Annotated in this window: 22 protein-coding genes and 1 riboswitch; of the genes, 14 read left to right on the top strand and 8 right to left on the bottom strand. The window is 61.7% G+C overall.

Features of this window, described 5'->3' with window-relative positions; translation table 11 throughout:
* Positions 1 to 4: 4 nt before the first annotated feature.
* The 6 genes from VOI21_RS01375 to VOI21_RS01350 all read left to right on the top strand — a co-directional run bounded on the left by VOI21_RS01375 (position 5) and on the right by VOI21_RS01350 (position 6,917).
* Positions 5 to 1,135: a hypothetical protein gene (locus VOI21_RS01375; RefSeq protein ID WP_323766943.1), complete on the top strand. Its 1,131-nt coding sequence runs from the start codon at positions 5 to 7 to the stop codon at positions 1,133 to 1,135.
* 46 nt (positions 1,136 to 1,181) lie between these two features.
* Positions 1,182 to 1,811, top strand: a complete 630-nt coding sequence (locus tag VOI21_RS01370) for a ribonuclease HII (RefSeq protein ID WP_323766941.1) — start codon at positions 1,182 to 1,184, stop codon at positions 1,809 to 1,811.
* An 89-nt stretch (positions 1,812 to 1,900) separates the two neighbouring features.
* The gene (locus tag VOI21_RS01365; RefSeq protein WP_323766939.1) at positions 1,901 to 3,010 is read left to right on the top strand and encodes a site-specific DNA-methyltransferase; all 1,110 of its coding nucleotides are present in this window, start codon (positions 1,901 to 1,903) and stop codon (positions 3,008 to 3,010) included.
* A gap of 176 nt (positions 3,011 to 3,186) precedes the next feature.
* Entirely contained in the window at positions 3,187 to 3,858 is a 672-nt protein-coding gene (locus VOI21_RS01360) for a cupin domain-containing protein (RefSeq protein ID WP_323766937.1), read from the top strand.
* Between the two features lie 74 nt (positions 3,859 to 3,932).
* Positions 3,933 to 4,823: a DMT family transporter gene (locus VOI21_RS01355; RefSeq protein WP_323768394.1), complete on the top strand. Its 891-nt coding sequence runs from the start codon at positions 3,933 to 3,935 to the stop codon at positions 4,821 to 4,823.
* 108 nt (positions 4,824 to 4,931) lie between these two features.
* Positions 4,932 to 6,917 carry a methyl-accepting chemotaxis protein gene (locus VOI21_RS01350; protein WP_323766935.1) on the top strand — a complete coding sequence of 662 codons (1,986 nt, stop codon included), beginning with the start codon at positions 4,932 to 4,934 and terminating at the stop codon, positions 6,915 to 6,917.
* Between the two features lie 16 nt (positions 6,918 to 6,933).
* Here VOI21_RS01350 and aroC read toward each other — a convergent pair whose 3' ends face one another.
* Positions 6,934 to 8,049: a chorismate synthase gene (gene aroC, locus VOI21_RS01345; RefSeq protein WP_323766933.1), complete on the bottom strand. Its 1,116-nt coding sequence runs from the start codon at positions 8,047 to 8,049 to the stop codon at positions 6,934 to 6,936.
* Between the two features lie 346 nt (positions 8,050 to 8,395).
* Positions 8,396 to 8,506: riboswitch (TPP riboswitch) on the top strand.
* A gap of 45 nt (positions 8,507 to 8,551) precedes the next feature.
* On the opposite strand from aroC, the gene thiB reads away from it, so the two are divergent.
* From thiB to VOI21_RS01330, 3 genes are read left to right on the top strand one after another with little or no spacing between them, the layout of a single operon-like run.
* Complete coding sequence (thiB, locus tag VOI21_RS01340) at positions 8,552 to 9,538, top strand: thiamine ABC transporter substrate binding subunit (protein WP_323766931.1); 987 nt, start codon at positions 8,552 to 8,554, stop codon at positions 9,536 to 9,538.
* The gene (locus VOI21_RS01335) at positions 9,514 to 11,031 is read left to right on the top strand and encodes a thiamine/thiamine pyrophosphate ABC transporter permease ThiP (protein ID WP_323766929.1); all 1,518 of its coding nucleotides are present in this window, start codon (positions 9,514 to 9,516) and stop codon (positions 11,029 to 11,031) included. The genes thiB and VOI21_RS01335 overlap by 25 nt, the downstream gene beginning before the upstream one ends.
* The gene (locus VOI21_RS01330) at positions 11,018 to 11,722 is read left to right on the top strand and encodes an ATP-binding cassette domain-containing protein (RefSeq protein WP_416358944.1); all 705 of its coding nucleotides are present in this window, start codon (positions 11,018 to 11,020) and stop codon (positions 11,720 to 11,722) included. The genes VOI21_RS01335 and VOI21_RS01330 overlap by 14 nt, the downstream gene beginning before the upstream one ends.
* A 74-nt stretch (positions 11,723 to 11,796) precedes the next feature.
* Here VOI21_RS01330 and VOI21_RS01325 read toward each other — a convergent pair whose 3' ends face one another.
* The 3 genes from VOI21_RS01325 to petA are packed head-to-tail and all read right to left on the bottom strand — an operon-like array spanning position 11,797 to position 14,545.
* The gene (locus VOI21_RS01325; protein ID WP_323766927.1) at positions 11,797 to 12,573 is read right to left on the bottom strand and encodes a cytochrome c1; all 777 of its coding nucleotides are present in this window, start codon (positions 12,571 to 12,573) and stop codon (positions 11,797 to 11,799) included.
* A 20-nt stretch (positions 12,574 to 12,593) separates the two neighbouring features.
* Complete coding sequence (gene petB, locus VOI21_RS01320; protein ID WP_323766925.1) at positions 12,594 to 13,940, bottom strand: cytochrome b; 1,347 nt, start codon at positions 13,938 to 13,940, stop codon at positions 12,594 to 12,596.
* An 11-nt stretch (positions 13,941 to 13,951) separates the two neighbouring features.
* Positions 13,952 to 14,545, bottom strand: coding sequence for a ubiquinol-cytochrome c reductase iron-sulfur subunit (gene petA, locus VOI21_RS01315; RefSeq protein ID WP_323766923.1), 594 nt, complete (start codon positions 14,543 to 14,545; stop codon positions 13,952 to 13,954).
* Between the two features lie 222 nt (positions 14,546 to 14,767).
* On the opposite strand from petA, the gene VOI21_RS01310 reads away from it, so the two are divergent.
* Positions 14,768 to 15,421: a lipid A oxidase gene (locus VOI21_RS01310; RefSeq protein ID WP_323766921.1), complete on the top strand. Its 654-nt coding sequence runs from the start codon at positions 14,768 to 14,770 to the stop codon at positions 15,419 to 15,421.
* 85 nt (positions 15,422 to 15,506) lie between these two features.
* Here the strand turns inward: VOI21_RS01310 and VOI21_RS01305 are convergent, their stop codons facing one another.
* The 3 genes from VOI21_RS01305 to VOI21_RS01295 form a co-directional block, all read right to left on the bottom strand.
* On the bottom strand, positions 15,507 to 16,112 hold the full coding sequence (locus VOI21_RS01305; RefSeq protein ID WP_323766919.1) for a glutathione S-transferase: 606 nt from the start codon (positions 16,110 to 16,112) through the stop codon (positions 15,507 to 15,509).
* Between the two features lie 66 nt (positions 16,113 to 16,178).
* Complete coding sequence (locus tag VOI21_RS01300) at positions 16,179 to 17,102, bottom strand: tyrosine recombinase XerC (protein WP_323766917.1); 924 nt, start codon at positions 17,100 to 17,102, stop codon at positions 16,179 to 16,181.
* A gap of 13 nt (positions 17,103 to 17,115) precedes the next feature.
* Positions 17,116 to 17,823 (bottom strand): DUF484 family protein, encoded by a 708-nt coding sequence (locus VOI21_RS01295; RefSeq protein ID WP_323766915.1) that lies wholly within the window; start codon positions 17,821 to 17,823, stop codon positions 17,116 to 17,118.
* 183 nt (positions 17,824 to 18,006) lie between these two features.
* Between VOI21_RS01295 and VOI21_RS01290 the strand changes: the two genes are divergently transcribed.
* Positions 18,007 to 18,324 (top strand): antibiotic biosynthesis monooxygenase family protein, encoded by a 318-nt coding sequence (locus VOI21_RS01290; protein WP_323766913.1) that lies wholly within the window; start codon positions 18,007 to 18,009, stop codon positions 18,322 to 18,324.
* An 8-nt stretch (positions 18,325 to 18,332) separates the two neighbouring features.
* Here VOI21_RS01290 and VOI21_RS01285 read toward each other — a convergent pair whose 3' ends face one another.
* Complete coding sequence (locus VOI21_RS01285; RefSeq protein ID WP_323766911.1) at positions 18,333 to 19,022, bottom strand: response regulator transcription factor; 690 nt, start codon at positions 19,020 to 19,022, stop codon at positions 18,333 to 18,335.
* 267 nt (positions 19,023 to 19,289) lie between these two features.
* Between VOI21_RS01285 and VOI21_RS01280 the strand changes: the two genes are divergently transcribed.
* The 3 genes from VOI21_RS01280 to trxC all read left to right on the top strand — a co-directional run bounded on the left by VOI21_RS01280 (position 19,290) and on the right by trxC (position 20,885).
* Positions 19,290 to 19,703: a universal stress protein gene (locus tag VOI21_RS01280; RefSeq protein ID WP_323766910.1), complete on the top strand. Its 414-nt coding sequence runs from the start codon at positions 19,290 to 19,292 to the stop codon at positions 19,701 to 19,703.
* A complete protein-coding gene (locus tag VOI21_RS01275; RefSeq protein ID WP_323766908.1) occupies positions 19,672 to 20,286 on the top strand; it encodes a hemerythrin domain-containing protein in 615 nt (204 codons plus the stop codon). Before VOI21_RS01280 ends, VOI21_RS01275 begins: the two co-directional genes overlap by 32 nt.
* A 173-nt stretch (positions 20,287 to 20,459) precedes the next feature.
* The gene (trxC, locus tag VOI21_RS01270; protein WP_323766906.1) at positions 20,460 to 20,885 is read left to right on the top strand and encodes a thioredoxin TrxC; all 426 of its coding nucleotides are present in this window, start codon (positions 20,460 to 20,462) and stop codon (positions 20,883 to 20,885) included.
* Positions 20,886 to 20,919 lie beyond the last annotated feature (34 nt).

Here is a 20,919-nt window from a genome sequence, read left to right as displayed (position 1 = left end):
GCCTATGTTGAAGAGATGTCTGGTGATGCTGGGCCTGATGCTGGCCGTTCCGGCCATGGCACAGGACGAGACAGAGCAGGCCATGTTCGGCAATGACGTCTACGAGGCAGGGGCCACCGTCCGCATGAGCGCGCCGGGGCGCGACGATGCCTTTTTGGCGGGCCAGCGGGTGCAACTGGCCGCGCCCGTGACCGGGACGGCGCATATGGTCGGGCGCTGGGTCGATGTGGACGCCGAACTGGGAGGCAGTCTTTATGCTGCGGGTCAGCGGGTCCGGATAGGTGCGCCGATTTCCGGTGATGCCGCGCTGGCCGCGTACAGTATTTCGGTGAACGCAGCGATTGCGGGGGATCTGCGCACCTTTGGCTCTGAGGTTATTTTGAACGGCGCGGTCGGCGAAAGCCTGATTGCCAATGGGGAAATCGTTGAGTTGAACGGCGCAGTCGCGGGCGACGCGGTGATCTCTGCGCGGGAACTGACATTTGGGCCGGAGGCGCGGATAGACGGCACGTTGACGCTCTACGAAGAAGAGATCGGTGCCACCGTGATCCCCGAAGCAGTGGTCGCGGCGGACCGGCTGACTCGGGTCGAGTTGACTTATAAACGCGTCAGCGGGGCGTTTCAGCATCCCGCTGGCCCACCGAAACAAAGCTTTGGCGAAAAGCTGTCTGATTTTGTGATCTGGGTATTGGTGGTTGGCCTGATCACGGCAGCCGCTGCGCTGCTCATGCCCGTTCGGATGGCGAATATGGGGGACCAAGTGGCCGCGCGTCCGTTGCGCCTTGGCGGCGTTGGTTTCCTTGCGCTGTCGGTTCTGACGGGGGGGGGCGTCCTCGTTGCGCTGACGATGGTCGGCGCGCTGCTGACGCCGTTCTTCTGGCTGGCGGCTTTTGCCTTGGGCGGGGCTGGCTTGTTTGTCGGGGTCTATGCGCTTGGCAATTGGGCGTTGAGCTATGTCCCGAACCTGCCAAATCCTCGGTTTGATCGTGTCGCGGCGGCGTTCCTTGGGGCCTTGGTGGCTGGGCTGTTCAGCCTGATCCCGGTACTGGGATGGATTGCACTGGTGGTGCTGGCCATTGTCGGCGCGGGGGCGCTGTCGCTGCGCGTGGGCGCGGTGCGGCGTATGGCAGGCTGACCGCCATGGCCCTGAACGCCGCCTGCCAGTCTTGGTGAACCGAAGCATGGCCCTGACACTGCATCTGGAAGAGGCGCTCTGGGCGCGCGGCTGTGCCTGCGTGGCCGGGGTGGATGAGGTGGGGCGTGGACCGCTGGCCGGACCCGTGGTCGCCGCTGCCGTGGTGCTCAACCTCGAGTCCTTGCCCGACGGCCTGAACGACTCCAAGAAACTGACAGCCAAAAGGCGCGATCATCTGGCGCCGCTGCTGCGGCAGAGCGCGCTGGTCGGGCTGGGTGTGGCCAGCGTCGAAGAGATCGATGAGATCAACATCCTGCAGGCGAGCCTGTTGGCGATGCGTCGCGCCGTGGCAGATTTGCCCGTCACGCCCGACCATCTGTTGATCGACGGCAACCGCCTGCCAACAGGATTACCCTGTCCGGCGACGCCCGTGGTCGGCGGTGACGGTGTGTCGCCGTCCATTGCCGCGGCCTCAATTGTGGCGAAAAACTGGCGGGATAATGTCATGAAAGAGGCCGCAACACGGTTTCCCGGATACGGCTGGGAAACAAACGCGGGCTACCCGACGAAGTGTCACAAATCTGCACTCCGAGATTTGGGGGTGACCCCTTTGCATAGACGTTCCTTTGCTCCGGTGCGCGATATCTTGTGGCAAGCGAAAAACTCAAGTGACTGATTCAAAATTAGAATTGACCGCGAATCACCTTTGACTCATCTTTTGCTTAACCAATGAGCGCGAAAACGCGCCGGGGACAGAGGCAGAGAATGACGAAGATGACCAAGGTGACGAGCGCGAATGCGCTCCCTCTCAACACGATTCTGGCGGGGGACTGCATCGATGTGATGAACAGTCTTCCGGAGGCGTCGGTTGACCTGATATTTGCCGATCCGCCCTACAACCTGCAGCTCAAGGGCACGCTGCATCGTCCGGACAACTCTCAGGTGGACGCGGTCGACGACCACTGGGACCAGTTTTCGAGTTTTGCCGCCTACGACAAGTTTACCCAAGACTGGCTCGCAGCGGCGCGCCGATTGCTCAAGCCCGACGGGGCGATCTGGGTAATCGGCTCCTATCACAACATCTTTCGGGTCGGGGCTGCGTTGCAGGACGCGGGCTATTGGATCCTGAACGATGTGGTCTGGCGCAAGGCGAACCCGATGCCGAACTTCCGGGGCAAGCGGTTCACCAACGCGCATGAAACGATGATCTGGGCGTCCAAAGGGGAGGGGGCAAAGTACACCTTCAACTACGAGGCACTGAAGGCCCTGAACGAAGGCATCCAGATGCGCAGCGACTGGGTGCTGCCGATCTGCAATGGCGGCGAGCGGCTGAAGGATGAAAACGGCGACAAGGCACATCCGACGCAAAAGCCGACCTCGCTGCTGCACCGTGTGCTGGTCGGCTCGACCAAGCCCGGTGACGTGGTTCTGGACCCCTTCTTTGGCACCGGCACGACGGGTGCCGTAGCCAAGATGCTGGGCCGCGACTGGATCGGGATCGAACGAGAGGACGCCTATCGCGAGGTCGCGGAAAAGCGGATCGCCAAGGTGCGGGCCTTTGACAAGGCGGCGCTGGAGGTCAGCACCTCGAAACGAGCCGAACCACGCGTGCCCTTTGGCCAGTTGGTCGAGCGTGGGATGCTGCGCCCGGGAGAGGAACTGTGGAGCATGAATGGCCGTCACAAGGCCAAGGTGCGCGCAGACGGGACGCTGGTCGGCAATGACGTCAAGGGGTCGATCCATCAGGTTGGTGCCCAGCTTGAAGGGGCGCCTTCGTGCAATGGCTGGACCTACTGGTGTTTCAAACGCGACGGCAAGACCGTCCCCATCGACGTGCTGCGCCAGCAGATCCGCTCTGAGATGAGTGAACGCTAGGGCGTCGCGTCCATCTGAAAATTTTATCGAACACCGCCGATGCCGCGCACATACTCGCGGCTCGAACTGGCCCCGCTTGCCCTTTGGCAGGCGGGGCATTTTTCTTGGCGGAGGTGCGGGCTGGTCTGCGTGGGGATGGGGGCCTAGATAAGGGGGAACTGCAAGGAAGGTGCCAGATGGAACTGAATGCCGAATTTTCGCAGCCGGTTGTGATCCGGCCTGAAGACTACCAATGGCGACCATCACCGGCGAACGGAGTCGCGCGGATGATGCTGGACCGGATCGGCGATGAGGTCGCGCGGGCGACGACCATCGTGAAATTTGCACCGGACAGCGCGTTCGACCGGCACACTCACGGTGGCGGAGAAGAGTTCCTTGTTCTTGACGGGGTGTTTTCGGATGAACATGCCGATTATCCGGCAGGGACTTATGTCCGCAATCCGATCGGGACCGCGCATACGCCACATATCGGGCCGGAGGGCGCGGTGATCTTGGTCAAGCTGTGTCAATTCGACGAGGCGGATACCGAGCAGGTGGTGATCGACACGCGCAGCGCAAAGTTCCAACCGGGGGCTGTGGACGGCATCAGCGTCCTACCGCTGCACAGACATGGATCAGAGGTGGTTCGGCTGGTGCGTTTCGACCCCGGAACCCGGCTGGAAACGCACGGTCACGTGGGCGGCGAAGAGGTGTATGTGATCGACGGCGTCCTTCAGGACGAAAACGGGCGTTACCCTGCGGGAACCTGGCTGCGGAGCCCTGATCGGTCGCAACATGCACCCTTTTCCGACGAAGGATGCCTTATCTTCATCAAGACCGGTCACCTGCCGACCCCGACCCAGACCTGAGCGTGTCGCATGGCAGTCAATCGCTGTGACGATGGGGCTTTCGGAGGTCTGTGAAACGCCCTAAGCCTTGGGCCATGGATATTCGCGCGATTTTGATGGGCCTCGCCTTTGCGGTGATGTGGTCCTCGGCCTTCACCTCTGCCCGTATCATCGTTGCCGCCGCACCGCCGCTGTCGGCGCTGGCGCTGCGGTTCCTTCTTTCTGGGCTGCTGGCAGTCGGGATTGCCTGGATGCTGGGGCAAAGCTGGCGGCTGACTCGGTCGCAGTGGCGCGCGACGATCATTTTCGGCATCTGTCAGAACGCGCTGTACCTTGGGCTCAATTTCGTGGCGATGCAGACAATCGAGGCCTCGTTGGCCGCGATCATCGCCTCGACCATGCCGCTTCTGGTGGCGCTGACCGGCTGGCTGTTGCTGGGCGAGCGGCTGAAACCGATGGCGCTGGTTGGTCTAGTCGCCGGTGTGATCGGCGTGGCCATCATCATGGGCGCGCGATTTGGCGGTGGGCTGGACCTGTTTGGCGTGATGCTGTGCGTGATCGGCGTCGTGGCGCTGACGGTGGCGACGCTGTCTCTGCATGGGGCGACTTCAGGCGGCAATTTCATGATGGTGGTGGGATTGCAGATGCTGGTGGGCAGCGCCGTTCTCTGGGTGCCCGCATTGGCGTTGGAGACGATTGAGATCGACTGGTCCATGTCGTTGGTCGCGGCGTTTCTGTACACCACGCTGGTGCCGGGACTGGCGGCGACATTCGTCTGGGTGTTGCTGGTCAACCGGATCGGCACGGTGCGGGCCGCGACCTTTCATTTTCTCAATCCCTTCCTTGGGGTGGCGATTGCTGCCGTTCTTTTGGGAGAGGCCCTGCGACCGCTCGACCTGCTGGGCGTTGCGGTGATCGCGGCAGGCATCCTTGCCGTCCAGCTGGCCAAGATACCGTCGGCAGAAGGTAAAACTATCAAGAATTGATCGCGACAAAAAGCGCGGGTTGGAAAGCTTTGTTTACCGTCCTGCCGCTAAACCCGGTCCAAAGAGCCGGGATTTTGCGTGCCCGGCATCAAGACGCGAGGGCAATTCATGGGCAGGTTCACGATTCGATTTCAGGTGATGCTGTTGGCATCGGCCTTTATCGCGATACTTCTGGTCCTGTCGGTCATTTCCTGGTCGGTGAAATCCGAATTGACTGGCAAGCTGCACCAGACATCGACCGTCTTTTTGCAGAGCGAACTGTTGGGAGAGATCACCCGACAAACGCAGAATGCAGAACTGGCGATGATGCTTTTCGTGACCGGAGACGATCAGCAAATCGATAAGTTGCGCATGTCGATGAAGGCGCTTCGTGAACACCTTGGCACAGTTCCGGATGTGTTTGCGAACACCTCAGGCGATACGGCTGCCGTTCTGGCGGACCTTTCGACAAATTTGGCGGCATTGGATGCAGAAATTGAAACGCTGGCAGGTCTGACGCTCTTTGATCGCAAGGCTTTTGCCTACAAATCGATCCTGCCCGTGCTCGAAGAAACGCGCGCCGAGCTTGAAACAAAAACGGAGAACTTGGCAAAAGTCGTTTCCGCGCTCGAAGAAGACGCGATCCGTGTGGCCACGGCCGCTGACGTCCAGCAACTTGTCGGCAACGTGCTGGTTGTGGCGGTTGCGTTGATCTTCGCCTTTATCTTTGGCCGGTCTTTGTCCTTGCCTATCCGTCGGGCGCGCGATGCGGTCGCGCGGTTGGCGGACCATGACTATGAGTTCGAGTTTTCCGATACAGAGCGCGCCGACGAAGTCGGTATGATTTCGCGCAAGCTTGAGGAGCTGCGCGGTAAACTGGTCGCTGCCGATACCGCCGAAAAGCGTTCAGCTGAAGAAAACAGCCGACGGGTGGAATTGTTCCAGACCTTCGGTTCGGCAATGAGCCAGTTGAGCAACGGCATTCTGGACAGCCGCATGGAAGGTCAGGACTGGCAAGATCTGGGCGAGAACTATGTGACGCTCTGCACCGATTTCAACGGTCTCGCAGAGTCTCTCGAGGGGCTGGTCGCCTCTCTGAGACAGAGCGCCGATGCGGTAAAAGGCAATGCCAACGAATTGTCGACCATGTCCGATGAGATGTCACGCCGCTCCGAAGTGCAGGCAGCCACTTTGGAGGAATCGGCGGCGGCCCTGGACGAATTGTCGGCCAGTGTACAGTCGGCGTCAGAGCGGGCGCAGGACGTCGAATCAAAGGTAGTCGAAGGCCGAGGGCGTGCCGAACGGGGTGGCGAGGTTATGGCACGCGCCTTGGGAGCAATGGGATCCATCGCCAAGTCGTCCGAGCAGATTTCCCAGATCATCACCGTGATTGACGATATCGCGTTTCAGACCAACCTGCTGGCGCTCAACGCCGGGGTCGAAGCGGCGCGTGCAGGCGAATCCGGCAAGGGCTTCTCGGTGGTCGCGTCAGAAGTGCGCAGCCTTGCGCAACGGGCGTCCGAATCCGCCAGCGAGATCAAGGAACTGGTGCTGAACAGCACGCAGCAGGTTGAGGATGGCGAGAAGTTGGTGCAGGAAACCAGCGAGACGTTGAACCATATCGTCGAAAGCGTGACCGAGGTCTCTGTGATGGTTTCGGACATCGCGACGTCGGCGAGGGATCAGGCCAGCGGAGTGCGTGAGATCAACGTCGGTGTGGGCGAACTGGACAAGGTGACCCAACAGAATGCCGCAATGGTCAGCCAGACCAACGCGGCCAGCCAAGAGTTGCGGGTCGAAGCCTCGCGCTTGTCCGAGGTTCTGGCGCGTTTTTCCTCCTCCGAGACAGTGGACAAGACCGGGTCTTGGGAGGTCGAAACCTCAGAGGACGCTGTTGACCCTGTGTCGGAAGCCGAGCCGACAGAGCCGGACGACCGTTTCCTAACGGCGGATGTCGGAACGCTGGTCCACGGCGACTGGTCGACCCAATCCATGGACCCTGAGCCAGTTCAGCTGATCGTCGACCCGGAAAGCGTGGATGATTTTGAACCGCGAGACATTGCGCCGATCCGACGCAAGGCGGTTGGTGACAAAGGCCAATGGGAAGATTTCTGATCCTTGTCGACGTCACTCAAACGTCGCTGTAATCGCCAATCCGCCCACCAGCATCGCCGATCTGGCCACGATGCAACAGCAAGTGATCCAGAAGAACACATGCCATCATGGCCTCTCCGACCGGCACGGCACGGATGCCAACACATGGATCGTGGCGACCTTTGGTGACGATCTCTGTGTTCTTGCCGTCGACCGTTATCGTTTTGCGCGGCGTCAGGATCGAAGATGTCGGTTTGACGGCAAACCGAACGACGACATCCTGTCCGGTCGAAATGCCGCCCAGAATACCGCCCGCATGGTTTGAACTGTAGATCGGACCATTTTCTCCCATGGTGATCTCATCGGCATTCTCGGTGCCTGTCAGGGTGGCGGTGGCCATGCCATCGCCAATCTCGACTCCTTTGACCGCGTTGATCGACATCATCGCGGCAGCCAGATCGGTATCCAGCTTGCCATAGACTGGCGCACCCAACCCGGCGGGCAGCCCGCGCGCCACCACCTCGATGATTGCGCCCACGCTTTCGCCTGACTTGCGCAAAGTGTCGAGGTATTCGGCCCAGTCTTCCGCCGCTTGCGGGTCGGGGCACCAAAAGGGGTTGGCGTCGATCTGCGCGTCGTCAAAACGCGCTCGATCTGCTTTGCGCGGCCCCATCTGCACCATGTATCCGCGCAGTTCCATTCCCGGAACGAGTGCAGCCAATGCCGCCCTCGCCAACCCACCAGCAGCAACCCGCGCGGCGGTTTCACGGGCAGAGGATCGGCCGCCGCCGCGATAGTCACGCAACCCGTATTTCTGGAAATAGGTTATGTCGGCATGTCCCGGGCGGAATTTCTGCGCGATCTCAGAGTAGTCCTTCGACCGCTGATCGGTGTTCTCGATCATCAGTTGGACCGGGGTGCCGGTGGTGCGGCCCTCAAAGACGCCCGAGAGTATCCGCACCGCATCAGGCTCACGCCGCTGTGTGGTGTATTTGTTCTGACCGGGTTTGCGCATGTCGAGCCAGTGCTGCAACTGCGCCTCTGTAATCTCGATCCCGGGCGGGCAGCCGTCCACTGTCGCACCCAATGCCGGTCCGTGGCTTTCACCCCATGTTGTGACACGAAAGAGATGTCCGAATGTGTTCAGGCTCATGGCGCGTCTCCCTTATTTCGGGCGAAATACGCAAGCTGGAAGCCAAAGCCAAGACTATTCGAGTGAATCCCGCCGCCGTCGGGCGAAATCACCCACTGCGCTGGTGGCGCGGTCGACTGCGATCACGAAAAAGGTGGACAACCAGAGCGGAATTTCAAAGGCCGCCAACCAACCAAAACAAATGTAGATGAGCCAGATACAAGTCAGCTCAAGACATAAAATCAGTATACGCGTTCCCCCAAGGGCGCCTCCTTTCTCCTGAAATTTCTGTATGCATAAGTGGTATCATAATACCGCGAAAAAGTCACGGAGTTTCTTGATGTTCCCACGCAGGGGGGCTAGGTTCCGCCTCACCTCGGGGTGTCGGTTGATGAGCCGTCTGAGATGTCCGTAATCGGATGAACCCGTTGAACCTGAACCGGTTAACACCGGCGGAGGGAAGGGGATGGGTCACTTCGACAGACTCCAAACTTGCCCTCGCGCCGCAATTTTGGAGGATCCTATGCGATCACTGACCTTCACTGTTGCCGCGGGATGTCTCAGCGCTGGCATTGCCATGGCCGAGACGCCTGTTCTGACAGTCTACGCGCCCGACTATTTTGTTTCCGAATGGGGCCCGGGCCCAAAGATCGAGGAACTGTTCGAGGCGCGTTGCGCCTGCGACCTACAGTTCAAACCCGGCGACCTGCTGCCACGCATCCTGTTGGAGGGCGACCGAACAGAGGCGGACGTGGTGATCGGGCTGAACACCGATGTCACGCAAAAGGCGCGTGACTCCGGTCTGTTCGCGCCGCACGGCGTTGACCTGTCGCCGCTGACCTTGCCGCTGGAGTGGACGGATGAGGTGTTCCTGCCGTTCAATTACGGCCACACGGCGTTTGTCTACGACACGACCCGCGTGCAGACCCCGCCAGACAGTTTTGAGGCCCTGCTGAACGCGTCGGATGACTTGCGGCTGGTGATTCAGGACCCGCGCTCTTCGATTTCCGGCCTCGCGCTCGTGCTTTGGGTGCAGGCGGTCTATGGCGATGAGGCTGAGGCCGCATGGGACAAATTGGCCCCGAAGATCGTCACGGCAACCAAAGGCTGGTCGGAAAGCTATGGCATGTTCACCGATGGTGAGGCTGACATGGTGCTCAGCTACACCACCTCGCCCGCCTATCACATCATCGCCGAGGGGGATGAGACCAAGAAGGCGGCCATCTTCCCCGAAGGTCACTATTTCATGGTGGAACTGGCGGCAAAGCTGACTGGAACCGATCAGCCGGAACTTGCGGATCAGTTCATGTCCTTCATCCTGAGCGAAGATTTCCAAGGCATGATTGCCACGGGCAACTGGTCGATCCCGGCGGCATTGTCGCAGGACAAGTGGCCGGAAGGGTTCCAAAAGCTGGACCTGCCGGAGAACGTGCTTTTCTATTCCGAGGACGAAGCAGCAGAGCTGCGCGCAGAGGCCATCGAGGCATGGCGGCGCGCGCTCTCGCGTTAAGCGCGGCGCTGGCCCTGGCGTTCCTGACGTTGGGGCCGGTGGCCGTGGTGCTGGCGCGGGCCGGGGGCTTGGGGGCCCTTGGCCCGGGCGACTGGCAGGCGGTGCGCTTTACACTCTGGCAAGCCTTGTTGTCGGCCACGTTCAGCGTGGCGCTGGCGGTGCCGGTGGCCAAAGGTTTGGCGCGACGGCGCTTTGCCGGGCGCGGGCTGTTGGTGACGCTGCTGGGCGCGCCGTTCATTCTGCCGGTGATCGTGGCGGTCATGGGGCTGATCGCGGTCTTTGGGCAGGCGGGGCTGGTCAACGGCGTTTTCGCCGCGATGGGCCTGCCACGTCTGGATATCTACGGATTGCACGGGGTCGTGCTGGCCCATGTCTTTTTCAACCTGCCGCTCGCGGTGCGGATGTTGTTTTCCGCGTGGCAGGCAGTCCCGGCAGAGCATTTCCGGCTGGCAGCCTCTCTGGGGCTGGGGGGGCGGGCGCAGTGGCGGGTGATCGACGGTCCACTGATTGCGCGGGTCTTGCCGGGGGCGTTTACGGTCATCTTTGTGATCTGCCTGACGAGCTTTGCCGTGGCGTTGACTTTGGGCGGCGGTCCGCGGGCGACAACGGTGGAACTGGCGATCTATCAGGCGATGCGGTTTGAATTTGACCTTGGGCGCGCTGCGGCTCTGGCCATTCTGCAACTTGTGTTGGCGCTGGCTGCGGGGCTGGTGGCGTTGCGCGTGGCGGGGCAAAGCGGCTTTGGTGCCGGACGTGATCGTCAGGTGCCGCGCTGGGATGGACAGGGGGTATTGCCGCGCCTCTGGGATGCAGGGTGGATACTGGCCGCAGCGCTGTTTCTGTTGGTGCCTTTGGGAACAGCCGTCTTGCGCGGTCTGCCGGGGCTATTGCTGCTCGGCCCCGATACACTGCGCGCGGCGGGGCATTCCTTGGTGGTGGCGCTGGGATCGACCGCGCTGTGCATGGCCTGGGCGCTGCCTTTGGCGTCGCGCCGAGGAGAGTTGCTGGCCTTGCCCGCGATTGCGATTTCGCCGCTGGTGCTGGGCACGGGTCTGTTTCTGATCGTGCGGCCCTTTGTGAACCCGTTTGACATGGCATTGCCGGTGACTGGCTTGGTCAACGCGCTGATGGCGCTGCCCTTTGCCTTGCGCATCTTGCGGCCAGAGGCGGAGGCAGTAGAGCGTGACTATGGCCGCCTGCGCGCCACCCTGCGCATGACGCCGCTGGCGTGGCTGCGGCTGGTCTGGATGCCGCGCCTGCGGCGCCCCATGGGCTTTGCCGCAGGGCTGACGGCGGCGCTGGCGATGGGCGATCTCGGTGTGATTGCGCTGTTTGCCGACCCGGACAGGGCAACCTTGCCGTTGCAGGTTTACCGGCTGATGGGATCATACCAGATGGAAGCGGCGGCGGGGGCGGCCTTGTTGCTATTGATGCTCAGCCTTGGGCTATTTTGGCTGTTTGACCGAGGGGGACGCGTGAATGCTGCGACTTGAAGATCTGCGGGTGCCGATGGACAAGGGCGCGTTGGAAGCGGGTCTGATGCTGGCCCCCGGCAGGCAAGTGGCTTTGTTGGGACCGTCCGGCGCGGGCAAGTCGACATTGCTGGACGCCATCGCGGGCTTTCGTGAGACGACTGGCGGACGTATTCTCTGGCAGGGGCGCGACCTGACGCATGAGCGCCCCGAGGCACGCCCGATCTCGATCCTGTTTCAGGACAGCAACCTTTTCCCGCACCTCACGCTGGCGCGGAACCTGTGCCTTGCCCTGCACCCCGACGGCCGTCGACCGGACGCTGAAGCGCGTGCACGCATCGACGGCGCGTTGGGCCGTGTGGGGCTAGAGGGCATGGCTGACCGCAAACCCGGCACGCTGTCGGGAGGGCAGCAGGGGCGCGCGGCCTTGGCGCGGGTTCTGCTGATGGCACGGCCGGTGATTCTGCTGGACGAACCATTTTCCGCGCTTGGACCGGCGTTGAAACGCGAGATGCTGGAACTGGTGCGCGAAGTCGGTGAAAGCCTGGCCGCGCTGGTGGTGATGGTCACCCATGATCCGCGAGATGCCGAAGGCTTTGCCGATGAGGTGGTCTTGGTGGCGGATGGGCGGGTTCATCCACCGGTTGCGACCGACAGGTTCTTTGGTGATCCGCCCAAGGCGTTTCGCGACTACATTGGCGCGGCGGGGTAAACCCCGCCCTACATGGTCCAAAAAGAAAAGCCCCGCCAGTTTGGCGGGGCTTTGTCATGTTACCGGAGGTGCGATCAGGCCGTCGGCTTGCGCTTGATCGGGGCCCAGAGGCGCTTGTTGACCAGGTAGAGAAGCGCGGTCAGCACGACCAGAAAGAACACACCGATAAAGCCGGCTTCCCGGCGGGCCATCAACTTGGGCTCTGCGGTCCACATCAGAAAGGCGGCAAGGTCTTGCGCCTCATGGTGCAGGTCGTTGGAGTGACCATCGTCAAAATCGACGTCCTCGCCATACAGCGGCGGGGCCATCGAGATCCAGCCACCGGGGAAGGCGTGGTTCTCATAGAGGATGGAACCCGCTTCTTCCTTTTCTTCGCCAGTGTAGCCGGTCAGCAGCGAGGCGATGTATTCCGGACCGCCCATGCCCTTGAACATCTGGTTGATGCCAAGGCCATATGGCCCGTGGAACCCTGCGCGTGCCTTGGCCATCATGGACAGGTCGGGCGCACCGACCGAGGTCACCGCCGGGAAGTGGTCGGTTGGGATCGCCGGACGGAAGTCGTCAAGCTCTTCGTCGAACACCTCGAAGTTGGCGGAATAGGCGATGACCTGCTCTTCGCTGTAGCCCAGCGCCTTGAGGTCGCGCAGCGGGACGTAGCGCAGCCCGTGACAGGCAGAGCAAACCTCTGTGTAGACCTTGAGGCCGCGTTGCAGCTGGTTCTGGTCCCAAGTGCCGAAGGGGCCTTCGAACGAGAACGCGAAGTCCTCGACATGGGCCTCGCCGCCGGCGGCATGTGCGCCGCCAGTCAGGCCGAGGGCCACGAAGGCCGCGAGGGTAAGTTTCTTGAACATCTCTTACGGTCCTTCCTGTCTTATTCGGCCGGGGTCGGGGCAGATATGCCCTTTGCCGCGTCCTTCGGCGGATAGTGCGCGTCGAAGTCGGCCTCGATTGTGTCGGGCTGTGCCAGTGGTTTTTCGATCACACCCAACAGCGGCAGGATGATCAGGAAATAGGCGAACCAGTAGGCCGAGGCGATCAGCGAGAAGCTGGCATAGGGTTCCTCGGCAGGCATGGCGCCCAGCCACATCAGCGCAAAGAAATCGATCACCAGCAGGCCGAACCACCACTTGAACATCGGGCGGTATTTGCCCGAACGGACCGAAGAGGTGTCAAGCCAAGGCACCAGCGCCATGACGAGGATTGCGCCGAACATCGCCAGCACGCCAAAGAACTTGGCGTCGATGATACCGCCCGTGACGAAGGAGGCGAATTGCACCAGCCAGACGTCAGAGGTGAATGCGCGCAGAATTGCGTAGAACGGCAGGAAGTACCATTCCGGCACGATGTGCGCGGGCGTCGAAAGCGGGTTCGCCTCGATGTAGTTGTCGGGGTGGCCAAGGTAGTTCGGCATGAAGCCGACGATGGCAAAGAAGACGGCCATGATCAGGCCAAGTGCGAACAGGTCCTTGATCACGTAGTAGGGCCAAAACGGAACGGTGTCCTTCTCTGCATCGGCCTTCGATGTGCGGCGCACTTCGACACCTGTCGGGTTGTTGTTGCCCGTGGTGTGGAAGGCCCAGATGTGAACGGCCACCAGAGCGGCGATCACGAAGGGCAGCAGATAGTGCAGCGAGAAGAAGCGGTTCAGCGTGGCGTTGTCCACCGCCGGTCCACCCAGCAGCCAGGTCTGGATCGGTTCACCGATCAGCGGGATCGCACCGAACAGGCCGGTGATCACGGTCGCGCCCCAGAAGGACATCTGGCCCCATGGCAGAACGTAGCCAAGGAACCCGGTGCCCATCATGCACAGGTAGATCAGCATGCCGATGATCCACGTCACTTCACGCGGGGCCTTGTACGATCCGTAGTAGAGGCCGCGGAAGATGTGGGCATAGACAGCGACAAAGAACAGCGATGCGCCGTTCATGTGCAGGTAACGGATAAAGTGCCCGCCGTTCACGTCACGCATGATGTGTTCGATCGAGGCAAACGCCATGTCGACATGCGGCGTGTAATGCATCGCCAGAATGACCCCGGTGGCGATTTGCAGCACCAGACAGAAGGTCAGGACAATGCCCCAGATCCACATCCAGTTGAGGTTCTTCGGCGTGGGGATCATGATCGTGTCGTAAAGAAGACCCACGATCGGCAGGCGGCTATGCAGCCACTTTTCTACGCCGGTCTTGGGCTCATAATGGTCGTGCGGAATTCCAGCCATGTTCTAGCTCCTTAACCCAGCAGGATCGTGCTGTCGTCGACCCATTCGGCGGGCGGGACAGGCAGGTTTTCGGGGGCGGGGCCTTTGCGGATGCGGCCCGCCAGATCGTAGTGCGACCCGTGGCAAGGGCAGAACCAGCCGCCAAAGTCACCGGCATCCCCCAGCGGAACGCAGCCAAGGTGCGTACAGACACCCATCTGCACCAGCCACGCTTGCGGCGCTTCGCCCTCGGGCGAAGGGAGAGTTCGGTTGGCGTCCGTCGCGGGCGCATTGGCGTCGGCGAGGTTGGCGTTGCGCGCATTCGTGTCGACAACGTTCTGGCCAGCGGCAAAAGCCTCTTCCTGAGCCTGGGCTTCCTGAATCTCGGCCCCGGTGCGGTGGCGGATGAAAACCGGCTTGCCCAGCCATTTGACGGTAAGTTGCGTGCCGGGGGCAACGCCCGACACATCGACCCGGATGGTCGACAGTGCGCGCACGTCAGCCGAGGGGTTCATCTGGTTGACCAGAGGCCATACGGCTGCGGCTGTTGTGACGACTCCGGCGCCGCCGGCGGCGTAGTAGAGGAAATCTCTTCTGGTGCCTTCGTGGTCTTCTGCGTGGGACACGAGGTTCGCTCCATTGCTGTGGGGCCGGCGGCCCGCGGTAAACCCATGAATCCGGAGCCTCGACAGACTCCGGACCCCGCTCAGGCACGGTATCTAGCGGGGTGCTTCTGAGTGGTAAAGGATGCAAAAGCCTCACACTCAATTCTCGCGCGCATCTGTCGCGGTTGAAACCGCCCCACCGCAGTGATTATGTCGTTCTTGACGAATGATAGAGGCGGCGACATGCGGCGTTTGATTCTCTCCCTTGGCATCCTGATCGGTCTTGCGGCACCCGTAGCAGCAGAGATGGAGATTTCGGTCTACTCTGGGTGGCAAACGCTGCCCCATAGCCGAATCTCGGGCGATCTGCCGAACGGAGGCGGCTCTTACAACGAACTGGTGGGATGGGAGGGCAAACCTTTCACCATGCCGCCTTATTATGGGGCCCGTGCAACATGGTGGCGAAGTGAGACATTGGGTTTCGGTGTCGAATACACGCACACCAAGGCCTATGCCGATGATTCGACCAAGGCCGCGCTTGGATTCGACCGGCTGGAATTCTCAGACGGCCACAACGTTCTGACCGCCAACGTCTTGCGCCGCTGGCCGGAACGCTGGGGCAAGGTCACGCCCTATGTCGGTGGTGGTTTGGGGATTGCCTTTCCGCATGTCGATGCCGACCATATCAGCGGTTCGGACACGTTCGGGTTTCAGGTGACGGGTCCGGCCATGCGCCTGATCGCCGGTGCCAGCTATCCGATCAATGATCGCTTCTCGGTCTTCGGGGAATACCAGTTCACCTATTCGACCAACGAAGGCACCTTTGACCAAGGCGGCACATTCAAGACCGACATCAAGACCAACGCGCTGAACGTCGGTATTTCGCTGAATTTCTGACAAGGGGCCGTTGGTAAAGGCCGGTGGGTTGAAAACCCACCCTACAGTGTCGTGACGGGCGGACCGGGGTCCGCCCTTTTTCGTGTCAGCCGCTAGGCATCGTCGCGACCATCGACGGGCGTTGCGCAAACTCCGCATACCAGCCGGACAGTTCATCACGCCCCGTCCGCCACGACCGCGCCTCGTGCCGGAAATCCAAGTATCCGAGTGCAGCGCCCACGGCGATATGCCCCATATCGGTACGCCCCTGCAGGTGACTCATCCAACGGGTGCCAAGGGCATCCAGCGCGCGTGAAACCTTGGCCCACTGGCCCTCGATCCAATCCATCGAGACCTTTTCAGCGGGGCGGAACCGCTCTTCGTAGATGATCAGCACCGCCGCCTCCATGATCGCGTCGCCTGTCGCCTCCAGCGTCAGCGTGTCCCAGATGCGGCTGTCCGGATACAGGCCCGCCTGCGCGCGATCATCCAGAAAGCGACAGATCACCCGGCTGTCATACAGCGTTGGACCATTATCGCGCATCAGCGCCGGGATCTTGCCCAAAGGATTCGCAGAGATCAGCGCCGGGTCGGGCGCCACAGGTGTGGTCGAGACGTTCACGATCTCCACATCGTCCATCTGCCCGGTCTCGTGCAGGGTGACCATGACCTTGCGGACAAAGGGCGAGGCGGCGGAATGGAGCAATTGCATCGGGTGTCCTTATCGTTGCAGGGGCGAGTCGCCCGCCGGCAAGGTAAACAGACTGCGGCCCCGGCGTCACGCCTTGGGATGCGTCGCCTCGTAGACCTTCATCAGGTGAACCTCATCCACTGCCGTGTAGGCCTGCGTGGTCGAGAGAGAGGCATGGCCCAGCAGTTCCTGAATCGCGCGCAGGTCGCCCCCGGCGGCCAGCAGGTGGGTGGCAAAGCTGTGGCGCATGGCGTGCGGCGTGGCCGTGGCGGGCAGCCCCAGTTGCATGCGCGCGCGCTCTGTCGCCTTGGACACCAGACGCGGGTTCAGGGGCCCGCCCCGCGCCCCGCGAAACAGCGCGGCGTCGGGCTCAACCGGGTAGGGGCAGAGGCGCAGGTAGGTTTCGACCGCATGGATGGCCACCGGCAGCACTGGGACAATGCGTTCCTTGCCGCCTTTGCCGTGGATTCGCAGCGATGCGCCCAGTGGCAAGTCGCGGCCTTTCAGCCCGAGAGCCTCGGAGATGCGCAACCCGCAGCCATAAAGCAGCGTGACCACGGCGGCGTCCCGCGCGCCTTGCCAGCCTTCGCGCGATTGCAACTCGACCGTGTCGATCATCGCGCGGGCGGCGTCTTCGGTCAGCGGGCGGGGCAGTTTCTTTTGAAACTTGGGGGCGCGGGCAGACAGCACGGCGGTCGGCTCAAACCCTTCCCGGCGGGACAGCCAGCGATAAAAGCTTTTGACCGCGGACAGTTTGCGCGCGACCGATCGTGCGCCGATCTCTTGCCGCCGCAGATGTGCCATCCAAGACCGCATGTCGGTTGTCGTGACCCGGGACAGCGGGGCCAACCCCTGCGGCTCGGCATGATGCGCGGTCAGGAAGGCGATGAAATCCAGCACGTCGCCACGATAGGCGGTCAGGGTGTTCTCTGCCGCCTCGTCCAGCGCCTTGCAGGCGTCCAGCCAATTGGCCAGCGCATCGCGTGCGGCGGGAGAGATTTCAAAGCTCATGACCGCACCGGCCTCAGGCCAGCCAGCGCCGCATCGCCCGTTCAAACACGCCGCCAAAGAAGGCCAGCAGATCAGTGCCTTGTTGCGGAGTGAACTGGTGCGGGTCCTCCGCCCCCATGACAAGCAGGCCAGGCAGGCGGCCGGGTCCAAAGTCCAGCCGCAGGCAGGCCTCAGAGCGTATCCATTCGGCGCGCTCGCCAAAGATCGCTTCGCTGCCCTGCTGGACCTGACGTAGGACGACCGGGCGCATGGGGGCCTCACGGCCTTCGCCCACATAGGCCTCGACAAAACCGGGCTCTGCCACGGACAACACGTCGCCAAGTCGGCGCACAACCGGATCGTCATCCTCTTGTGCGGTCTCCAGCACAAGGCGGATCATGTCGACCCGCAGGATCTGTGCCACTTCGCCGCCAAGGTCATGCAGGAAAGTCTCAAAATCGACGGGGTCCAGCATCCGCAGAACGGCGCGGTGAATCTGGTTGGTCCCGGCAAGGTTCTCATAGGCCGCTGCGATCACGCTGCGATGGGTGTCTTCCAGCCGGTCCAGCCGCGTCTCCAGACGCTCCATCGCGATGCCGCGCAAGTCGATGATGTTGCCGCCCATGGCGCGCTCGTTGGACGCGATCAAGGCCTGCATCAGGTCCTTGTCGTCCAAAATGATGTCGGGGCGGGAAATGATGGAATCGCGGATCGACTCCTCGATACGCTGGGTGCTGCTCATGGGCCTGTGTCCTGCTCGTGCCGCGCTTGTGCGCTTGATCTTGTTGGATTGGACACTGTGTGACCCTTCACGCCACGGCCTGTCAAGAATTTCCACCCCCGGGGCAGGGTGTCGCCCCCTGACCGCGCGGGTTTGGCCACGGTCACAATCCGTGCCAATGTCGGGCCAGAAGAGGAGAACCCGATGCCCAAGATTACCGTGTCGTCCGACGCCCAGACCGTCATCACCACCTTTGAGACCAGCCCCGGCCAGTGTCAGGATCTGCTGGATGCCCTGCAGTCGGCCTATGCCGAGTTCATTTCGAAACAGCCCGGGTTCATCGCTGCGGCGCTGCACGTCAACGATGCGCAAACGCGGATCGCCAACTATTCACAATGGGAGCGGCGCGACGATTTTCTGGCCATGCTGCGCTCTGGCGAAATGCGTGAACGCAACCGCGCACTGAATTCGTTTTGCCGTAGTTTCGAGCCGGTGCTCTACGACGTCGCGGCGACCTTCTGAAATACGACTCAGGCGGCGATGGCCCCATCGAGGCAGGCAGGGACAAAGCGATAGCCGGACCCGCGCACTGTTTCGATGTCGACCGCGCCGTCCGAGGCTGCAAGGCAGGCGCGCAGATTGCAGACATAGACGTCAAAGACCCGCGGGTCGGGTTCATCCTCCAGCCCGTACACATGGCCCAGCAGCGCCGCGCGGTTGACCAGCTGCCGGGGCCTCAGGGCGATGTATTCCAGCAGCTCATAGACCTTGGGGCTCAACTTGATCGGGCAGTCGGTCAGATATGCCTTGCGGGTTTGCAGGTTGATGGCCAACGGACCGTAGCGCAGCATGGGTTGCGCCAGTCCATGCGCCCGACGCGCGATGGCAGAAAGCACCATCATTATCTCTTCCGGAGAGCTTCCCGGGTTCAGCACCGTATCTGCGCCGCTTTGCAGCCAGCGCACGATTTGTACCTGTGAAGCATCCTTTGCCGTCAATGCAATCGGCGTATCAGGGTGAGAGCGCCGCAAGTTGGCCAGAGACAAGCCGGGCCGGTCAAGATCACCGGCGTCGAGAATCAACAGATCCGATGGAGTGGTGTGCAGGAAGTGGGGAATATCCTCCGGTCGGTCGGTCCGTGTCAGAAGAACCCCCGCATCGACCAATGTCTTGGCCAAGGTCATCAGGGGCCAACTGGTTTCGGCGATCAGATAACGCATCGCGCAAACTCCTTGCCATCTTTCCGGCAAGGACATGTCGGGTCCGACCGGAAAGGTCGCCGTTCGGCGACCGGACCCTGCCGACCCGTTCTGTGAACGGCAAAGAGGCCAGTTTGCGGTGCGTTCTGACACCGGAAGTTTTTTTAATCGGGCAATATGTCCGGATCATGGCCGCCTTGTGGCCCCCGGATGGCGACGCAGGCATGACCTGCATCAAGGCACGCCCCTGCGCTTGGCGTCACTCTGTATCCAACAGGAGGAGTGACCATGTACAAGAACATCCTAGTCCCCGTCGCTTTTGGCGAAAACAGCGATGACCGGATCCGGGCCGCCACGGCTGTGGCGCAAAAGCTGGCCGCAGAGGGCGCGCGCATCACGTTCATGCACGTTCTGGAGCAGGTGCCGGGCTATGTTACCAATTACCTGCCAGCCGACTATTCCGCGCAGGCGCGCCTCGCCATAGAGGGCGAGCTCAACGATATCGCTTCGGTGGTTCCGGGCGGCGTGGGGCTGGTGGTGTCGGGTCATTCCGGACGCACGATCCTTGACTGGGCCGCAGATAACCCGGTCGATCTGATTGTGATCGCCTCTCACCGGCCGGGGATGCAGGATTTGCTGTTGGGGTCGACCGCCGCGCAAGTGGTCCGCCATGCACATTGTGCTGTGCACGTGCTGCGTTGACTTTGCATCGATCCGCCCCATCCTGCGGGTCATGGACAGCACTCTTGATCTGACCCGCCGTGACGGACTGCCAGAGGCTTTATATGCCCTGCGCGCGGATTACCCGCGTGACACGTGGCAGGACCACAAAAATTTCGACGGATTGGTGGCCTTTTGGCTGGACCGCCATCTGATGTTCCGTCGCCTCTCGGAGACACTGCGGCAGGACGCCGAGGCGTTGGTCGATCGCAATATCGAACCGCGCCAGATGCAGGCGCGGCTCTCGCGGTTTGGCGGCATGTTGCTGCAACAGCTTCACGGGCATCATCAGATCGAAGATATGCATTATTTTCCCAAGCTGGTAGGCGTCGAGGCGCGTCTATCGCGCGGCTTTGAGATCTTGGATCGTGACCATCACGCGATGGACGGGCTGCTGCAACGTTTTGCCGATTCAGCCAATGGGGTGCTTCAGGACAAGGTGGAGGCTGGGGCCTATCACACCGAGGTCACCGGGTTCGAGGCGCTCTTGCTGCGGCATCTTGAGGACGAGGAAGACCTTATCGTTCCCATTTTGCTGAAACACGGCCCCCAAGGGATAGAGTGAATGCTCCTCTCGTCCGCTTGGCACCGTCCGGGGTGGGCTGGAAAGTGGGCAATTGGGGGTGGTGCACGTGTTTCGATAGGCAATCCTCGGCACGCAGATTTTTGAGCGGCCTGCTTGATGACGTGCGCCGTCAGTCACATATTTACTTTCGAATGTGAATCGGAGGATTTGGGATGGCTGGCAAGAAACTGACCTGTCTTGACTGTGGACAGGTGAACCGGGTTCCGGCGGAAAAACTGGCGTCAGGGCCAAAGTGCGGAACCTGCGGCGCGAAACTGATGCCCGGTAAGGCCGTCGAGGTCGATGCCGCCACGCTCGCCAAGGCCGCGCGCACCGACGAAGTGCCGTTGGTGGTGGATTTCTGGGCGCCGTGGTGCGGCCCCTGCCGCATGATGGCCCCCGAGTTCGGAAAAGCGGCCTCAGAGCTGGGTGGCGAAGCGCGGCTTGTGAAACTCAACACCGAGGAATTTGCTCAGGCGGGCTCGCAACATGGCATTCGCGGGATTCCGACCATGGTGACCTTTACCGGCGGGCGTGAGAAAAAGCGCCAGTCCGGGGCGATGCCTGCGGGCCAGATCGTTGGCTGGGTACGAAGCTGATTCGTTTGCGCGGTGGTTTCACCGCGTCAGGTCG

Source organism: Antarctobacter sp. (assembly GCF_034670325.1).
In the GTDB taxonomy this organism is placed as follows: Bacteria; Pseudomonadota; Alphaproteobacteria; order Rhodobacterales; family Rhodobacteraceae; genus Antarctobacter.
Note: the sequence above shows the minus strand (reverse complement) of the source record. Positions and strands in the feature narration are given on the sequence as shown.